This window comes from Streptomyces sp. RB17 (assembly GCF_009604455.1).
Classification (GTDB): Bacteria; Actinomycetota; Actinomycetes; order Streptomycetales; family Streptomycetaceae; genus Streptomyces.
In genome coordinates, this window is the sequence record NZ_WEGL01000001.1 from 297,205 (window position 1) to 312,636 (window position 15,432).

The 15,432-nt window shown below is 72.1% G+C and carries 11 protein-coding genes and 1 pseudogene; 7 read left to right on the plus strand and 5 right to left on the minus strand.

The window, feature by feature from the left end; genetic code table 11:
• Window positions 1–34: 34 nt before the first annotated feature.
• Together SRB17_RS01385 and SRB17_RS01390 are read right to left on the minus strand one after the other, a co-directional pair.
• On the minus strand, window positions 35–271 hold the full coding sequence (locus SRB17_RS01385) for a DUF397 domain-containing protein (protein WP_153533900.1): 237 nt from the start codon (window positions 269–271) through the stop codon (window positions 35–37).
• 8 nt (window positions 272–279) lie between these two features.
• Window positions 280–1,131, minus strand: coding sequence for a helix-turn-helix domain-containing protein (locus SRB17_RS01390; protein WP_153533902.1), 852 nt, complete (start codon window positions 1,129–1,131; stop codon window positions 280–282).
• A gap of 205 nt (window positions 1,132–1,336) precedes the next feature.
• On the opposite strand from SRB17_RS01390, the gene SRB17_RS01395 reads away from it, so the two are divergent.
• Complete coding sequence (locus SRB17_RS01395) at window positions 1,337–1,759, plus strand: ATP-binding protein (protein WP_153533904.1); 423 nt, start codon at window positions 1,337–1,339, stop codon at window positions 1,757–1,759.
• A gap of 183 nt (window positions 1,760–1,942) precedes the next feature.
• Here the strand turns inward: SRB17_RS01395 and SRB17_RS01400 are convergent, their stop codons facing one another.
• Window positions 1,943–4,177, minus strand: a complete 2,235-nt coding sequence (locus SRB17_RS01400) for an ArnT family glycosyltransferase (protein WP_323374820.1) — start codon at window positions 4,175–4,177, stop codon at window positions 1,943–1,945.
• Window positions 4,178–4,423: 246 nt separating this feature from the next.
• Here SRB17_RS01400 and SRB17_RS01405 point away from each other — a divergent pair, with 246 nt between their 5' ends.
• The 3 genes from SRB17_RS01405 (at window position 4,424) to SRB17_RS01420 (ending at window position 10,060) form a co-directional block, all read left to right on the plus strand.
• Complete coding sequence (locus tag SRB17_RS01405; RefSeq protein ID WP_153533908.1) at window positions 4,424–5,347, plus strand: serine hydrolase; 924 nt, start codon at window positions 4,424–4,426, stop codon at window positions 5,345–5,347.
• A 472-nt stretch (window positions 5,348–5,819) separates the two neighbouring features.
• Window positions 5,820–9,539 (plus strand): ABC transporter ATP-binding protein, encoded by a 3,720-nt coding sequence (locus SRB17_RS01415; protein WP_323374821.1) that lies wholly within the window; start codon window positions 5,820–5,822, stop codon window positions 9,537–9,539.
• Window positions 9,540–9,664: 125 nt separating this feature from the next.
• Window positions 9,665–10,060, plus strand: coding sequence for a hypothetical protein (locus SRB17_RS01420; protein ID WP_323374822.1), 396 nt, complete (start codon window positions 9,665–9,667; stop codon window positions 10,058–10,060).
• Between the two features lie 12 nt (window positions 10,061–10,072).
• Here SRB17_RS01420 and SRB17_RS01425 read toward each other — a convergent pair.
• A pseudogene (locus SRB17_RS01425) lies at window positions 10,073–10,651 on the minus strand (3-phosphoshikimate 1-carboxyvinyltransferase); the annotation flags it as partial.
• Window positions 10,652–10,936: 285 nt separating this feature from the next.
• Between SRB17_RS01425 and SRB17_RS01430 the strand changes: the two are divergent.
• Together SRB17_RS01430 and SRB17_RS01435 are read left to right on the plus strand one after the other, a co-directional pair.
• Entirely contained in the window at window positions 10,937–12,790 is a 1,854-nt protein-coding gene (locus SRB17_RS01430; RefSeq protein ID WP_323374823.1) for a glycoside hydrolase family 3 protein, read from the plus strand.
• Window positions 12,791–12,921: 131 nt separating this feature from the next.
• Window positions 12,922–13,521, plus strand: coding sequence for a hypothetical protein (locus SRB17_RS01435; protein WP_153533914.1), 600 nt, complete (start codon window positions 12,922–12,924; stop codon window positions 13,519–13,521).
• Window positions 13,522–13,716: 195 nt separating this feature from the next.
• Here SRB17_RS01435 and SRB17_RS01440 read toward each other — a convergent pair whose 3' ends face one another.
• On the minus strand, window positions 13,717–14,673 hold the full coding sequence (locus SRB17_RS01440) for a LysR family transcriptional regulator (RefSeq protein ID WP_323374824.1): 957 nt from the start codon (window positions 14,671–14,673) through the stop codon (window positions 13,717–13,719).
• 59 nt (window positions 14,674–14,732) lie between these two features.
• Here SRB17_RS01440 and SRB17_RS01445 point away from each other — a divergent pair, with 59 nt between their 5' ends.
• Window positions 14,733–15,329, plus strand: a complete 597-nt coding sequence (locus SRB17_RS01445; RefSeq protein WP_153533916.1) for an RBBP9/YdeN family alpha/beta hydrolase — start codon at window positions 14,733–14,735, stop codon at window positions 15,327–15,329.
• Window positions 15,330–15,432 lie beyond the last annotated feature (103 nt).

The following is a 15,432-nucleotide window of genomic DNA, read 5'->3' on the forward strand; positions in this document are numbered from 1 at the left end:
AGGTCTCACACGGTGTACAACGGCACGTCCTTGACTAGACGACTTGGCTCGGCAGCACGGTAATGGCGCACAGCGGCGCCGCTCCACCGGTTTTCTTCAGGGCATCGAGGAACGGTGCGAAGGCTGTGGCCGGGAAGGTGAGGGCGGCGCCGGCCGGGGCCTTCGAGTCGCGGATGGCTATGTGGGTGTGCAGGTCGGCGACTTCGACGCAGGCGTTTCCCTCGCCGCCGCCGGAGTACGACGACTTCCGCCACGGGGATCGGGTGCTCATGGGGCGCCTCACAGCTCCTTGGCCAGCTTGTGGATGAAGTCACGCGAACGTTCGGGTTCGAGTGACACCGCTTCTACCCTACGGAAGAGCGTTCGAAAGCGGCCCAGTTGGGCTTCGGCGTCGATGAAGAGCGTGCCGTGAGGGCCGTCGCGTACCACCGTGTCCAGCTGGGGCACGGGACCGCCCGCATACACCATGGCGCTACCGGCGCCGGCGAAGGAGTCCAGCTCGAACGGAACGACGCGCACGGTGACATGAGTGGCGTCGGACAGCTCCAGGACCCGCGCGAGCTGCGCCCGGGTCGAGGCGCGGTCAACGACTCTGATGCGCAGTGCCGCCTCGTGGATCACGGCCTCGTACGGAACCGGGTCGGGGCGTTCGAGGATGGCCCGTCGCCTCATACGGTGCTCCACCCAGCGTTCCAGCTCGCCCTCAGGGAAGTCCGGGTTGACGTACGAGAAGAGTGCGCGCGCGTACTCCTCGGTCTGGAGGAGGCCGGGAACGTGCAGGAAGTCCACGTCCCACCGGTAGCTCGCGTGATGCTCCAGCTCGGAGAGATCGAGGAACGAGTTGGGCAACGTCCCCCGGTACTCCTCCCACCAGCCGCACGTCCGGTCCGTGGCCATGGCCGCCAGCGCTTCGATCAACTCGGTGCCGGTGCAGGCGTAATGCGCGGCAAGGCGTCGTACCCGCTCCTCGCTCACTCCCGCCGTGCCGAACGCGATCTGGCTCACCTGAGCCGAGTCCGTCCCCAGCAGCGCGGCGGCCTCACGGCCCTTGAGCCCTGCGGCTTCACGCAGTTTGCGCAGTTCGGCACCCAGACGCGCCTGGCGTGCGGTGGCCTCTTTCCTGCGTGCCATGTCTTCCTTCCCGCCGCCAACTTGCCTGAAGAACACCCTCGTTCGAGGGGCAGATTATGGCAACGACTTGCACGGTCCCAAATTGTGGCCCTACTGTCGGTGACGTAGCGCACACGCGACGGAAGTGCACCGTGTCGTCCTGCCGTGACGGCTGCGGCAATGCCACCGCGCGAAATCCCCACTCACTGACCGGAGTTGATGACGCATGCCTGAAAACGAGCCCACCGAGTCCTGGGACTACACCCTCTACATTCCGAACGACCTCAGAGCGGTGACGGTGTGCCGCCGCACCCTGCGCCTGATCCTGACCCTGCACGGGCTGATCGGTCTGGTGGACACGGCGGAGCTGCTGGCGGCGGAGCTGGTGTCGAACGCGGTTCGGCACACGAAGGGGCCGGCGGCGCTGAGGGTGCGCCGAACCCCGGAGGGCACCGTGTGGATCGGGGCGTGGGACAGCGATCCCGCGCCGCCGGATCCGCCGCGTCCGCTGGAGCAGGTGGCGGAGTTGGAGGAGGAGGGGAGGGGGCTGGGGTTGGTGAAGGCGTGCGCGCAGTACTGGGGGTGGCAGCCGACGGCGCGGTTCGGCGACCGGGGGAAGTTCGTGTGGTGCGAACTTGCGGCGGCGTAATGGTGACAGAAGGTGCTGCACGTGCCGTTTCCCGAGCCTCGGGAGATCGCGGCGCTGAACGTGGCGGAGCTGTTCGCCGAGGAGTGAACAAGTGGCCGTGGGGCCGCTCGCTTCAGCGTTGTGTCGACGGCGCAGCGCGCCAAGGGTTGTCGAAGCCCTTGGCGCGCTGTGTGGACGGCCGTCTCAGCTCACGTCCGACGGGTCGAGTCGGTAGACGGTCGACTGGTTGGTCTGCGACGAGGACGACTTGGATGCCGAGGAGGTCGAACTCTTGCTGTACGCGCTCTCCTTCACCTTCGTCCCGTGCTTCTGCACCCAGGACGTGACCGCCGAGCCGACGGTGTTGCCGCCACCGGGGCCGCCGCCCGTCATGCCGCCGCCCAGCTGGATGTAGTGCAGCTCGCCCTTCTTCACCAGTTCCGTCAGCCTGGCGACGGTCATGGCGTTGTCGCTGCCGGTGAAGCCCCACATCGAGATGACGGGCTCCTTGGTGGTCAGCTCCAGCTGCGCGGCGGACTGGGAGTTGGACACGGCCAGCAGCCAGGTGGCGCCGTCCTGGTGCTTCTTCAGGTAGGCGATCAGCTCGTCGCTCGTCTCGCCGCCCATTCCGCCACCGGGGCCGCCGCCGAAGCCACGCCGTCGGTCCGTGCCGGAGCCACTTGTGCCGCCGGGTGCCTGCCCGGATCCGGGGAACCCACCGTTCTGGCCGCCGGGGCCACCGCTCGGCAGCTCACCGTTCGCCCCGCGCGGCAGCTCGCCGTTCGCCCCGCCCGGGGCCGTCCGACCGCCCCCGGGCAGCTCGCCGTTCTCCGGCATGGCGCCCGCCTCGGCGTTCCCGCCACTCTGCTGGGAGCCGCCCGGAATCTCGCCGCCGCCCGGGAAGCCACCCCGGCCTCCGCCGGGCCCACCACCGAAACCGCCGCCTGTCGAAGGCCCCGCCGTGGGATTCGTACCGCCCATGCCGCCGCCGGAACCCGACGGCACCGACCAGGCGTACGCTGCCGGACCGGCCACCGCCGCCACCACCGCGACGGCGACCGACGCGGCCCAGAGCCGTGCCCTGCCGCCGGAGCGGAAGACCAGCATGCCCACGATGCCGGCCACCGTCAGCAGCCCGATCGCCGGCCACAGCCAGGTGTTCCAGCCGGAGGCCCGGCGCAACAACACGATCGCCCAGATGCCGGTGACGCCGAAGGCGAGCGGGAGCACCCACACCCACCGCTTGTCGGTGCGGAAGGCCTGCACCAGCATCACGCCACCGCCGCCGCACAGCACCGCGATGCCCGGGGCGAGCGCGGTCGTGTAGTAGGGGTGCATGGTGCCCTGGGCCGTGGCGAAGATGACGTAGTGGAGGACGGTCCAGCCGCCCCACAGGACCAGCGCCATCCGCTTCAGGTCCGTGCGCGGGGCGCGCCCGCACAGCACCAGGCCGCCGATCAGCGCGATCGCCGAGAAGGGCAGCAGCCACGAGATCTGGCCGCCGAGGACGTCGTTGAACATCCGGCCGAGGCCCGAGGTGCCGGAGAAGCTCGCGCCGCCCCCGCCACCTCCGCCGTTGCCCTCGCCGCCGAAGACCCGGCCGAGACCGTCGTAGCCCGTGATCAGATCCCAGGCGGTGCCGTCCGTCGAACCGCCGATGTACGGCCGGTCGGCGGCCGGGACCAGGGAGACGGCCAGCGCCCACCAGAAGCTGGCGACGGCCAGGACGACCGCCGAGAGCAGCAGGTGCACGAGCCGCTTCAGCCAGGGGGCCCGGGACGCGTAGAGGTGGACCGCGAAGACGGCCGGCAGTGCGATGTAGCCGGCGAGCAGCTTGGTGTTGAAGGCGAGGCCGAAGCAGGCCGCCGAGCCGAGCAGGGGCAGCAGCCTGTCGTCACGGGTGGCGCGCAGCGCCAGCGCCGCACCCGACACCATGAGGAACACCAGCAGTGTGTCGGGGTTGTTGTCGCGGTTGATGGCGACCGTGATCGGCGTCACGGCCAGGACCAGTGCGGCCACCGCCGCCGCGCCGTGCCCCCACACGCGCTTCACGGACGTGTGCAGGATCCAGATCGTGGCCAGCGCCACCACGATCATCGGCGCCATCATCTGCCAGGTGCCGAAGCCGAAGAGGCGGCACGACAGGCCCATGACCATGAGCGCGAACGGCGGTTTGTCGACGGTGAGGAAGTTGCCCGGGTCCAGTGACCCGAAGAACCAGGCCTTCCAGCTCTTCGTGCCGGCCCAGACGGCGCCGCTGTAGAAGGTGTTGAGGCTCGACCCGGAGAGGTTCCAGGTGTAGAGCACGGCGGCCAGCAGCAGGATCGCGAGCAGTACGGGCAGCGACCAGCGGGGCGCCCGGTCCGGCGGGCCGGCCGGGGGACGGCTGTCGGGGGTCGCGGTCGTCGCGTGGGAGAGGGGATCGGTGGCAGATGTCACCAGCGCACCATGCAGTCCGGCGATGGGTGCGGACTGTGGTGCGCCTGGGAGGGAGCTGTGGGGTGGCGAGAGTCACTCGCCGCCGTTGTGGACGCGGGTTCACCAAGAGGTCGTACAAGTTGCCTTCCCCCCGGGGTGGTCGGAACGCACTCCCTGGGACCATGCGTACAACTTCCGGCCACTCCGACGAGTCAACCCAACAGGCGCAGGTGTGCGCCCAGTCCACGTTCCCAGGGGGACCTTCCCATGACCCACCGCATGACCCGCCGCGCCAGAGTGCTGGCGGCAGCCCTCGGCGCCGGCGTGCTGATACCCACCGTGGCCGCCGCCACCCCGGCCGCCGCGGCCACGCCCGCCGTCAGCTGTACGTCGGCCAAGGCCGGCCTCGCCGCCAAGCTGCAGAAGGACATCACGGCCGCCCTGGCCACCCGCAAGGGCACGGTCGCGATCGGCCTGTACGACCGCAGCACCAGCACCACCTGCACCCTGCGCGCGTCCAGCTCCTACGACTCGGCCAGCACCGTCAAGGTGACCGTGCTCGCCACGCTGCTCTGGGACGCCAAGAAGCACAACCGTTATCTGACCGACCGTGAGGTGTCGCTCACCAAGGCCATGATCACGAAGTCGGACAACGACGCCACGACCGCGCTGTGGAAGCAGCTGGGCCTGACGAAGATCAAGGGCTTCCTGGCCGCCGCCGGGATGACCAGGACCGTGCCGGGCGCGAACGGCTACTGGGGCCTGACCCAGGAGAACGTCACCGACGAGCAGAAGCTGCTCAAGCTCGTCACCGCCAAGAACAGCGTGCTGAGCGACAACTCCCGCGCCTACATCCTGAAGCTGATGGGCGAGGTCATCTCCTCGCAGCGCTGGGGCACCCCGGCCGGTGCGCCGTCCACGGTCTCCGTGCACGTCAAGAACGGCTGGCTGCAGCGCGCGACACACGGCTGGCGGGTGCACAGCCTCGGCACCTTCAACGGCGCCGGCCACGACTACATGATCTCGGTGCTGACGCAGGACAACAGCACCATGAGCTACGGCGTCACCACCATCCAGAACGTCGCCAAGGCCATCCACAAGGACCTCGTGCCGACCACCTCCGCGACCGCGCTCTACACCCCGACCAGCCGGCCCAGCGAGGCCGTCGTCCCGGCGCCGTCGCAGGGCTGACGCCGCACGGGCCGGTTCACGGGCCGGTCTCCCGTAGGACATCCGCTCGCACGGAACCGCCGGCCTGGCGGCGGCCACCTCCCTGACCGCCGCCGGGCCCGCGAGCGCCACCAACTTCGTCGGCGGAAACGCCTGTTCGTGGACCGGGACGGTTCGCCGGCCGCGCTGGAGGACCGCTCCTCCCTGTGCGACCTGGACCCACAGACCCTCCAGCCGAGGTCCGCCGTCCACCTCGCCGACGAAAGGGGTGCCGATCTCGACTCCGAGGGTCTGGTGCCGGCCGCGCCATCCGCTTCCAGACCTGGCAGCGGCACAAGGGTCCGGCCATGACGATCACTGGGTACGGATCTGACAGCGCACCCGCACGTGGAAGACGGCCGAACCCGCGGAGCGATTTGTTGCGGAGGGATGAAATCCGCATCGCCTGACGTTGGTGCCTTCCGGTAGAGCAGGTCGACAGGAAGGCACCCGCGTGGCAGCGCAACGGGGATGGGCACGGCGCCTGGCGGCATACGCCTGGCGGTATCCGAAGGACGTCGTCCTCGCCCTCGGCTCCTCCCTGGGCGGCATGGCCGTCTTGGCCGTCGTCCCGCTGATCACCAAGGTGATCATCGACGACGTGATCGGGAACCACACCCGTTCCATGGCCCCCTGGGCCGGCGCCCTGATCGGCGCCGCCGTCCTCGTCTACGGCTTCACCTACATCCGCCGCTACTACGGCGGCCGCCTCGCCCTCGACGTCCAGCACGACCTGCGGACCGAGATGTACGGCACGATCACCCGCCTCGACGGCCGCCGCCAGGACGAGCTGTCCACGGGACAGGTCGTCGGCCGCGCCACCAGCGACCTGCAGCTGATCCAGGGCCTGCTCTTCATGCTCCCGATGACCATCGGGAACGTCCTGCTCTTCCTGATGTCCCTGGTGATCATGGCGTGGCTGTCGCTGCCGCTGACCCTGGTCGCCCTCGCCGTCGCGCCCGCGCTCGGCTGGATCGCCAGGCGCAGCCGCAGCAAGCTGCACCCCGCCACCTGGTACGCCCAGGCCCAGGCCGCCGCCGTCGCGGGCGTGGTCGACGGCGCGGTGAGCGGCGTACGCGTGGTGAAGGGCTTCGGGCAGGAGGAGCAGGAGACCGGGAAACTGAGGAAGGTCGGCCGCAAGCTCTTCGCCGGGCGGCTGCGGACCATCCGGCTGAACAGCAAGTACACCCCCGCCCTCCAGGCCGTCCCCGCCCTCGGCCAGGTCGCCATGCTGGCCCTCGGCGGCTGGCTGGCGGTGCGCGGGCACATCACGCTCGGCACCTTCGTCGCCTTCTCCAGCTACCTCGCCCAGCTGGTCGGGCCGGTCCGCATGCTCGCGATGGTCCTCACCGTCGGCCAGCAGGCCCGCGCCGGCACCGAGCGCGTCCTGGAGCTGATCGACACCGAGCCGACCATGAAGGACGGCGGCAAGGAGCTGCCCGCCGACGCGCCCGCGACCGTCGAGTTCGACGACGTGTCCTTCGGGTACGACGGCGGATCCACGGTCCTGGACGGGCTGACCTTCGAGATCCGCTCCGGCGAGACCCTCGCCGTCGTCGGCTCCTCCGGCTCCGGCAAGTCCACCCTCTCCCTGCTGCTGCCGCGCTTCTACGACGTCACCCACGGCGCGGTCCTGATCGGCGGCCACGACGTCCGCGAGCTCACCCTGGACAGCCTGCGGGCCGCGATCGGGCTCGTCCCCGAGGACTCCTTCCTCTTCTCCGACACCGTGCGCAACAACATCGCGTACGGCCGTCCGGACGCCACTCAGGAGGAGATCGAGGCCGCCGCCCGCGCCGCCCAGGCGGACCGTTTCATCAGGGAACTCCCCGAGGGCTACGACACCAAGGTCGGCGAGCAGGGCCTGACCCTCTCCGGCGGCCAGCGCCAGCGCGTCGCGCTCGCCCGCGCCCTGCTCACCGACCCCCGGCTCCTCGTCCTCGACGACGCCACCTCCGCCGTCGACGCCCGCGTGGAACACGAGATCCACGAGGCGCTGACGCAGGTGATGGAGGGCCGTACGACCCTGCTCATCGCGCACCGCCGCTCCACCCTCAACCTCGCCGACCGCATCGCCGTCCTCGACGGCGGCCGACTCGCCGACCTCGGCACCCACGAGGAACTCCAGGAGCGGTCCGCCCTGTACCGCCGGCTGCTCACCGACCCGGACGAGCTGGGCGGGGTCTCCCCGGGGCACGCCGAGCCCGCCGTACCGCAGGAGGACACCTCCGTCCGTGAGGAGCTGGACGCCGAGTTCGACGCCGAGCGGGGGGTGACCCCCAGGCTGTGGACCGGCGACCGCACACCCAAGGACCAGGCGCTCAGCGGCACCCCCGCCACCCCCGAGCTGCTCGCCCAGGTGGAGGCGCTGCCCCCGGCCACCGACACCCCCGGCATCGACGAGGCCCGCGCGGTCCTGCCGGAGGACTCCTACGGCCTGCGCCGCCTGCTGCACGGCTTCGGCCCGCCCCTCCTCCTCAGCCTGCTGCTGGTCGCCGTGGACGCGGGCGCGGGCCTGCTGCTGCCGGTGCTGATCCGGCACGGCATCGACGCGGGCGTCACGAAGATGGCGCTCGGCGCCGTCTGGGCGGCCTCCCTGCTCGGCCTGCTCACCGTCCTCGTCCAGTGGGCCGCGCAGATCGGCGAGACCCGGATGACCGGCCGGACCGGCGAGCGGGTGCTGTACACGCTGCGGCTGAAGATCTTCGCCCAGCTCCAGCGGCTCGGGCTCGACTACTACGAGCGCGAGCTGACCGGCCGGATCATGACCCGGATGACGACGGACGTCGACGCCCTGTCCACCTTCCTCCAGACGGGTCTGGTCACGGCCTTCGTCTCGGTCGTCACCTTCTTCGGCATCATGGTCGTCCTGCTGGTGATCGACCTCCAGCTCGCCCTCGTCGTCTTCGCCACCCTGCCCCCGCTGATCGTCGCGACCTTCTTCTTCCGCCGGGCGAGCGTGAAGGCGTACGAACTCGCCCGTGAACGCGTCTCGGTGGTCAACGCCGATCTTCAGGAGTCGGTCGCCGGGCTGCGGATCGTGCAGGCCTTCAGGCGCGAGCGGGACGGCGGGCGGCGGTTCGCCGGGCGCAGCGACAGCTACCGGCGCGCCCGCATCCGCGGCCAGCGGCTGATCTCCGTCTACTTCCCGTTCGTGCAGCTCCTGTCGTCCGTCGCGGCGGCCTCGGTGCTGATCGCGGGCGCGGGCCGGGTGGAGGCCGCCACCCTGACGACCGGCGCCCTGGTCGCCTACCTGCTCTACATCGACCTGTTCTTCGCCCCGGTCCAGCAGCTGTCCCAGGTCTTCGACGGCTACCAGCAGGCCACCGTCTCCCTGGGCCGCATCCAGGAGCTGCTGCGCGAGCCGACGTCCACCGTGTCGGCGGCCGAGCCCCGGGAGGTCCGGTCCCTGCGGGGCGACATCGCCTTCGAGGGCGTGCACTTCGCTTACGGCACCGACGAGGAGGCCCTGACCGGCATCGACCTGACGATCCCCGCCGGGCAGACGGTGGCCTTCGTCGGCGAGACGGGCGCCGGCAAGTCGACCCTCGTCAAGCTGGTCGCCCGGTTCTACGACCCCACCGCGGGGCGGGTCACGGCCGACGGCACGGATCTGCGCGCCCTGGACCTGACCTCGTACCGGCACCGGCTGGGCGTCGTACCGCAGGAGGCCTACCTGTTCCCCGGCACGATCCGGGACGCCATCGCCTACGGCCGCCCGGACGCCACCGACGCGGAGGTGGAGGCGGCGGCGCGGGCGGTCGGCGCGCACGAGATGATCGCCACGCTGGAGGGCGGATATCTGCACCAGGTCGCCGAGCGCGGCCGCAACCTCTCGGCCGGCCAGCGCCAGCTGATCGCGCTCGCCCGCGCCGAACTGGTCGACCCCGACATCCTGCTCCTCGACGAGGCCACGGCCGCGCTGGATCTGGCCACGGAGGCCCAGGTCAACCAGGCCACCGACCGCCTGGCGGGCCGCCGTACGACACTGGTGGTCGCCCACCGGCTCACCACGGCGGCCCGCGCGGACCGGGTGGTGGTGATGGACCGCGGCCGGGTCGCGGAGGACGGCACCCATGACGAACTCCTCGCCCGCGACGGCCGGTACGCCGAACTGTGGCGCACCTTCGTCGGCCGCCCCGAACCGGAGGAGCCGGTCACCGCGTCCCGCTGAGGCCGTCCGACGGGTCCCCTCCGACGCGTGTCGCTGACGGTCGTGCAACCATCCGGCATACGTCGTGCGTCCGTACATCAGTACGGACGCAGGGGGAGTACGACCGTGGTACGGGGAGGAACGAAGTGGACAGTGGTGGTATACGCCGGCGCCTGGCGCTCGGTGCGGCCTTGCTGGCCGCGAGCGGGGCGCTCGCCCTCGTGACGGCCGGCACCGCCGAGGCGGGCACGGCCGGCGGCTGCGCCGGGCAGGAGGTGCGGACCCTGCCGTTCAGCAGCGGGGTCACCCACGTCTACAAGGGCGACGGGTATGTCTGCGCCGTCACCGTCGCCCGGCATCCCGGCCCCGTTCGGACCATGTCCGTCAGCGTCCAGGCCCGCGGCAACCGCCCGGTCGTCGACAAGGGCCGCTACCGGCAGCTCGCCGGGCCGGTGACGGTCCACGCCGGCCACCGCTGTGTGTGGGTCAAGGGTGCGGTGGGGCCCCGGGGCTCGGTCGACTCGGGGTGGATCCTCTGCTGACGGCCGGCCCGGTCACCGTGCTTCCGGGAGCCTCGCGAACGCCTCGTGGAACCCCGGGAACGTCTTGCGGACGCACCCGGGATCGTCGTACGACAGGCCGGGGGTACGCAGGCCGGTCACCGCGAAGGACATCACGACGCGGTGGTCCCCGAAGGTCCTGATGCCGGTGCCGGGCGCGGGCGTGCCCGGCCGGATCCCGATCCAGTCGGGGCCGGTCGCCACCGGCACGCCGAGTCTGCGTAGATTGTCCGCGCAGGCCTCGAGCCGGTCGCACTCCTTCACCCGGGTGTTGGCCACGTCCTCGATGCGGACCGGGCCGGAGGCGAACGGCGCGATCGCGGCGAGCGTCGGCATGGTGTCGGAGATGTCCCGCATGTTCACCGTGAGGCCGCGCAGAACTCCCGTGCCGCGTACGGTCGTCCGGTCCGCCGCGACCTCCACCTCGGCGCCCATCCGCCGCAGTACCTCGACGAAGCGCAGGTCGCCCTGGAGGGCGCCCGTGCCGAGGCCCGGGACGGTCACCTCGCGGCCCGGGGTGACGGCGGCCGCGGCGAAGAAGTAGCTCGCGGTGGAGGCGTCCGGCTCGATGGCACAGGCGGGGGAACCCGGCGCGTGCCCGGCCCGTCCAACGCGCAGGTTGCCGGACGAGTCTTCCGTGCCGTGGTGTCGGCCCCTCGCGACTGGCCGCGAACGCCGACCCACCCTCTTCGCCGCGGCACGGCCGGCGGCCCGCCGCCACCGGCGCGCCCCCCTCCCGTGCGCCGGTGGCGGCCCCTTCCGCGGTTACTGTGCAGTCCCTTGACGGAAAGAAACTTCCCGGATATTGGTGACTCCTCGGAAGTTTCCTTCAGCGGTTCTCCTTCGGAAGGAGCGCACGTGCACGACGCCAGCACGGGAAGCGACACCAGCACGGGAAGCACGGGAAAGACCGCACGCCCCTCCAGACGCGCCGTCCTCGCCGCGACCGCCGGCCTCACCGCCGCGCTGGCCGTACCGACGACCGCCCGCGCCGCCGCGCCCGGCGACGACCGCCGGCTGCGCGCCCTGATCTCCCGGATGACGCTGGAGGAGAAGGTCGGCCAGCTCTTCGTGATGCGGGTCTACGGCCACTCCGCCACCGCCCCCGACCAGGCCGACATCGACGCCAACCGCAGCGAGATCGGCGTCGGCACGGCCGCCGAGCTGATCGCCAAGTACCGCGTCGGCGGGATCATCTACTTCACCTGGGCCCACAACACCCGCGACCCGCACCAGATCGCCGACCTCTCCGACGGCATCCAGAAAGCCTCCCTGGACCAGCCGCGCGGCCTGCCGGTGCTCATCGCCACCGACCAGGAGCACGGCGCGGTCTGCCGGGTCGGCAAGCCCGCCACCCTCTTCCCCGGCGCCATGGCGATCGGGGCCGCCGGCTCCCGCGCGGACGCGCACACCCTCGGCCGGATCTCCGGCGCCGAGCTGCGCGCGATCGGCATCAACCAGGACTACTCCCCGGACGCCGACGTCAACGTCAACCCGGCCAACCCGGTCATCGGCGTACGGTCCTTCGGCGCCGACCCGGACGCGGTCGCCGCGCTGGCGGCCGCCGAGGTGAAGGGCTATCAGGCGTCCCGGGTCGCGGCGACCGCCAAGCACTTCCCCGGTCACGGCGACACCGCCACCGACAGCCACACCGGCTTCCCGGTCATCACCCACAGCCGGGACCTGTGGGAGAAGCTGGACGCAGTGCCCTTCCGGGCCGCGATCGCCGCCGGCATCGACTCGATCATGACCGCGCACATCCAGTTCCCGGCCCTGGACGACTCCGGCGACCCGGCCACCCTCTCCCACCCGATCCTCACCGGCATCCTGCGCGGCGAACTCGGCTACGACGGGGTCGTGATCACCGACTCCCTCGGCATGGAGGGCGTCCGCACCAAGTACGGCGACGACCGGGTGCCGGTGCTCGCGCTGAAGGCCGGGGTGGACCAGCTGCTCAATCCGCCGTCCCTCGACGTGGCCTGGAACGCCGTGCTGAAGGCCGTCCAGGACGGCGAGCTGACCGAGGCCCGCCTCGACGAATCGATCCTGCGCATCCTGCGCCTGAAGGCCCGGCTCGGCCTCTTCGACGACCGGCGGGCCGGCCGGACGAGCATCGAGCACACGGTGGGCACCGAGGCGCACCTGGCCGCCGCCGACCGGATCGCCGAACGCACCACGACCCTCCTGGTCAACGAGGACGACACCCTCCCCTTCTCCCCCCGCACCGAGCCCCGCCTCCTGGTCGTCGGCGCGGACCCGGCCTCCCCCTCCGGCACCACCGGCCCGCCCACCGGCGTGCTGGCCGCCGCCCTCACCGAACTCGGCTTCACCGCCACGGCCCTGTCCACCGGCACCGCTCCCTCCGCCGCGACCGTCGCCCAGGCCGTCGAGGCCGCCCAGGACGCGGACGCGGTGGTCGTCGCGACCTACAACGTGACGGCGGGCAACGCCCAACGCACGCTGGTGGAACAGCTCCTGGCCACGGGCAAGCCCCTGGCGGCCCTCGCCGTCCGCAACCCCTACGACGTGGCCCAGCTCCCCTCCGTCAAGGCCTGCCTGGCCTCCTACGGCTGGACGGACGTCGAAGTGCGCGCCGCCGCACGGGTGATCGCCGGCAGCGTGCCCCCGCGCGGCAAGCTGCCGGTGCCGGTGCAGCGGGCCGACGACCCCACGCAGGTGCTGTACCCGATCGGGCACGGGCTGACGTACTAGCCGTACGCCACACACCGGGCGCAATACCCCCAACGGGGGGAAACCCTCCCACATGTCTGGCGTGGCCGTGCCGCCGAGGGCCACGCTGGACCGGGGTGTCAGGGGGGATGGCCATGCGTGGGAAAGGTGCGATGAGGGCCGCGTGTCTCGCCTGCCTGCTGCCGGCCGCCCTGCTGGCCGGCTGCCGGGGCACGGCGGGCACCCCCGTCGGCGACGCCCGCCCCACCCCGGCCACCACCGGCGGCTACGGCGCCGAGTTCCTCGCGGTCGGCGAGTGCAGTTCCTTCGGCACGGCCAGCTTCACCGAGGTGCCCTGCGCGAGCGAGCGGGCGGCGGCCAGGGTCGTCGCCCGCTACGACGGCGCGAGCGCCGACGGACCCCTGTGCCCGCCGACGACCGACTTCGTCCTGCACATCAGCGACCGGTCCACGGCCGCCGACGAGGACGGCGACGGCGCGATACCCCAGGGCTACGCCTGCATGCGCAACCTGGAGCCCCCGCACCCCGGCGACCCCGGCGGCGGGGGCGGACCCCGCACGATCCCCGGCGACTGCGTCTACTCCTCCGGCAAGGGCCAGGTCCGCGAGACCCCCTGCAACGGCACCGGCGCCCACCGCCCCCAGTACCGGATCACCAAGGCGACACCGGCGCGGGAGGACTGCCCGGGGTCGACGGCTTTGTACGTCCAGCTGGGGGGCCGGAACCCGGTGGGCTGCGCGCGGAGGCTCTGACCCGCCGACACCGGCTCCCTAGGCCCTGTCGTCAAACTCCCTCCTGCCCCGCGACGCCATGCACGCACTCTCGCCGCACCGGACCCAGGCCCAAGTACATCCAGTACGAGGGCCAGGGTCCGGCACGCCGAGAGCACGCACCTGACGCCGCAGGGCCCGCCCTTCGGGCGGACGGCTGGAGTTTGACGACCGGGCCTAGGCCCGCACCGCAGGCTCCCACTCAGGGGACTCCGTCAACTGGCGTGCCGCAGAACAGAGTTGCTCGCACACCGCCCCCAGTACCGGATCCGCCTCGGCCCCCGCCCGTACCGCCGCGAACACGTTCCGGGACGGTGGTTGTCCCGCCGCCGGACGTACGGCCAGGCGGCGGTGGGTGTACAGCGGGCGGACCAGGCGCGGCACCAGGGCCACCCCGATGCCCGTCTCCACCAGGGCGGTCAGGGCGCTCCAGTCGTTCACCGCGTGGCGGATGTCCGGGGTGAAGCCCGCCGCCGCGCACACGGCGCGGGCCACCGCGCCACAGCAGCTCCCTGCCGCGCCCACGATCCAGGGCTCGGCGGCCAGTTCGCGCAGCGGGACGCGGTCGCGAGCGGCCAGCGGGTGATCCTCGGGCAGCGCCAGGTCGAGGATGTCCGTCAGCAGGTCGGTGCGGGTGTAGCGGCGGTCGGTGTGCGGGGGAGTCGCCCCGAAGTCGACGGCCACCACCACGTCCAGCCGGCCCGCGTCGAGTGCGGTGAACACGTCCGGCGGCTCGGCCTCCACCACGTCCACCCGGACCCGGGGAAACCGCTCGGCCAGCGCGCGCAGCGCCGGCGGCAGCAGCCCGAGGATGCCGCTGCCGAAGCAGCCGACCGTGACCTGTCCGCGCCCACCGGACGCGTACGCGGCCAAGTCGGCCCGGGCCCGCTCCAGTTGGGCGGCGATGGTCGCGGCGTGGCCCAGCAGGATCCGGGCCTGCCCGGTCAGCCGTACGCCCCGTCCGTCCCGCTCGGTCAGCGGCGCCCCGAACTCCCGGGCCAGCGCCGCGATCTGCTGGGACACCGCCGACGGGGTCAGGTGCAGGGCCGCGGCGGTACGGGCCAGGCTGCCCCGGCGCTCCAGTTCGCGCAGCACGGTCAGCCGCCGCAGATCCATCGTGTAGGTTCCGCTCACCTGTTCCACCCGGAAACATTAACTGGACGGCGAGAGTCGGGTCGGAAATCATCGGCGGCATGACCACGCGCTCGTACCTCATCCTGCACGGCTGGCAGAACCACCGCCCCGAGGACCACTGGCAGCACTGGCTCGCCGACCGCCTCACCGAGCTGGGCCACCGGGTCACCTATCCGCAGCTGCCCGACCCGGACGACCCCGGCCTTGAGGTGTGGCTCACCGAGCTCGCCCGCCGTCTGGACGCGTTGGACGACTCGGGCGAGCGGGTCGTCGTCGCCCACAGCCTCTCCGCCGTGCTGTGGCTGCACGCCGCCGCCCGGGGCCTGAAGCAGCTGCGGTACGCAGACCGGGTACTGCTCGTCGCGCCGCCGTCCGGGTCCTTCCTCGCCGGGCAGCCGGAGGTCTCCGCCTTCGCCCCGCCCGCCCTCGACACCCCGCTTCCCGGCCCGGCCCGGCTGGTGGCGGGCACCGACGACCCGTACTGCCCGGAGGGCGCCCACCGCCTCTACGCCGAGCCCCTCGGCCTCCCCGCCGACATGCTCCCCGGCGCCGCCCACCTCGACCTCGACGCCGGGTACGGTCCCTGGCCGGCGGTCCTGGACTGGTGCCTGAACGGCACGACACCGCTGACGGCCCGCCCGGGCCAGAACGCCTGAGGCCCTTCAGACGGATCCCGTGGCCTGGGCGGCTCCGTCGGCCGGAGCGGGCGCCCGGTCCCGTAGCTCCGGTGTCGTCGCGGCGACCGCCCCTACCGCGAGC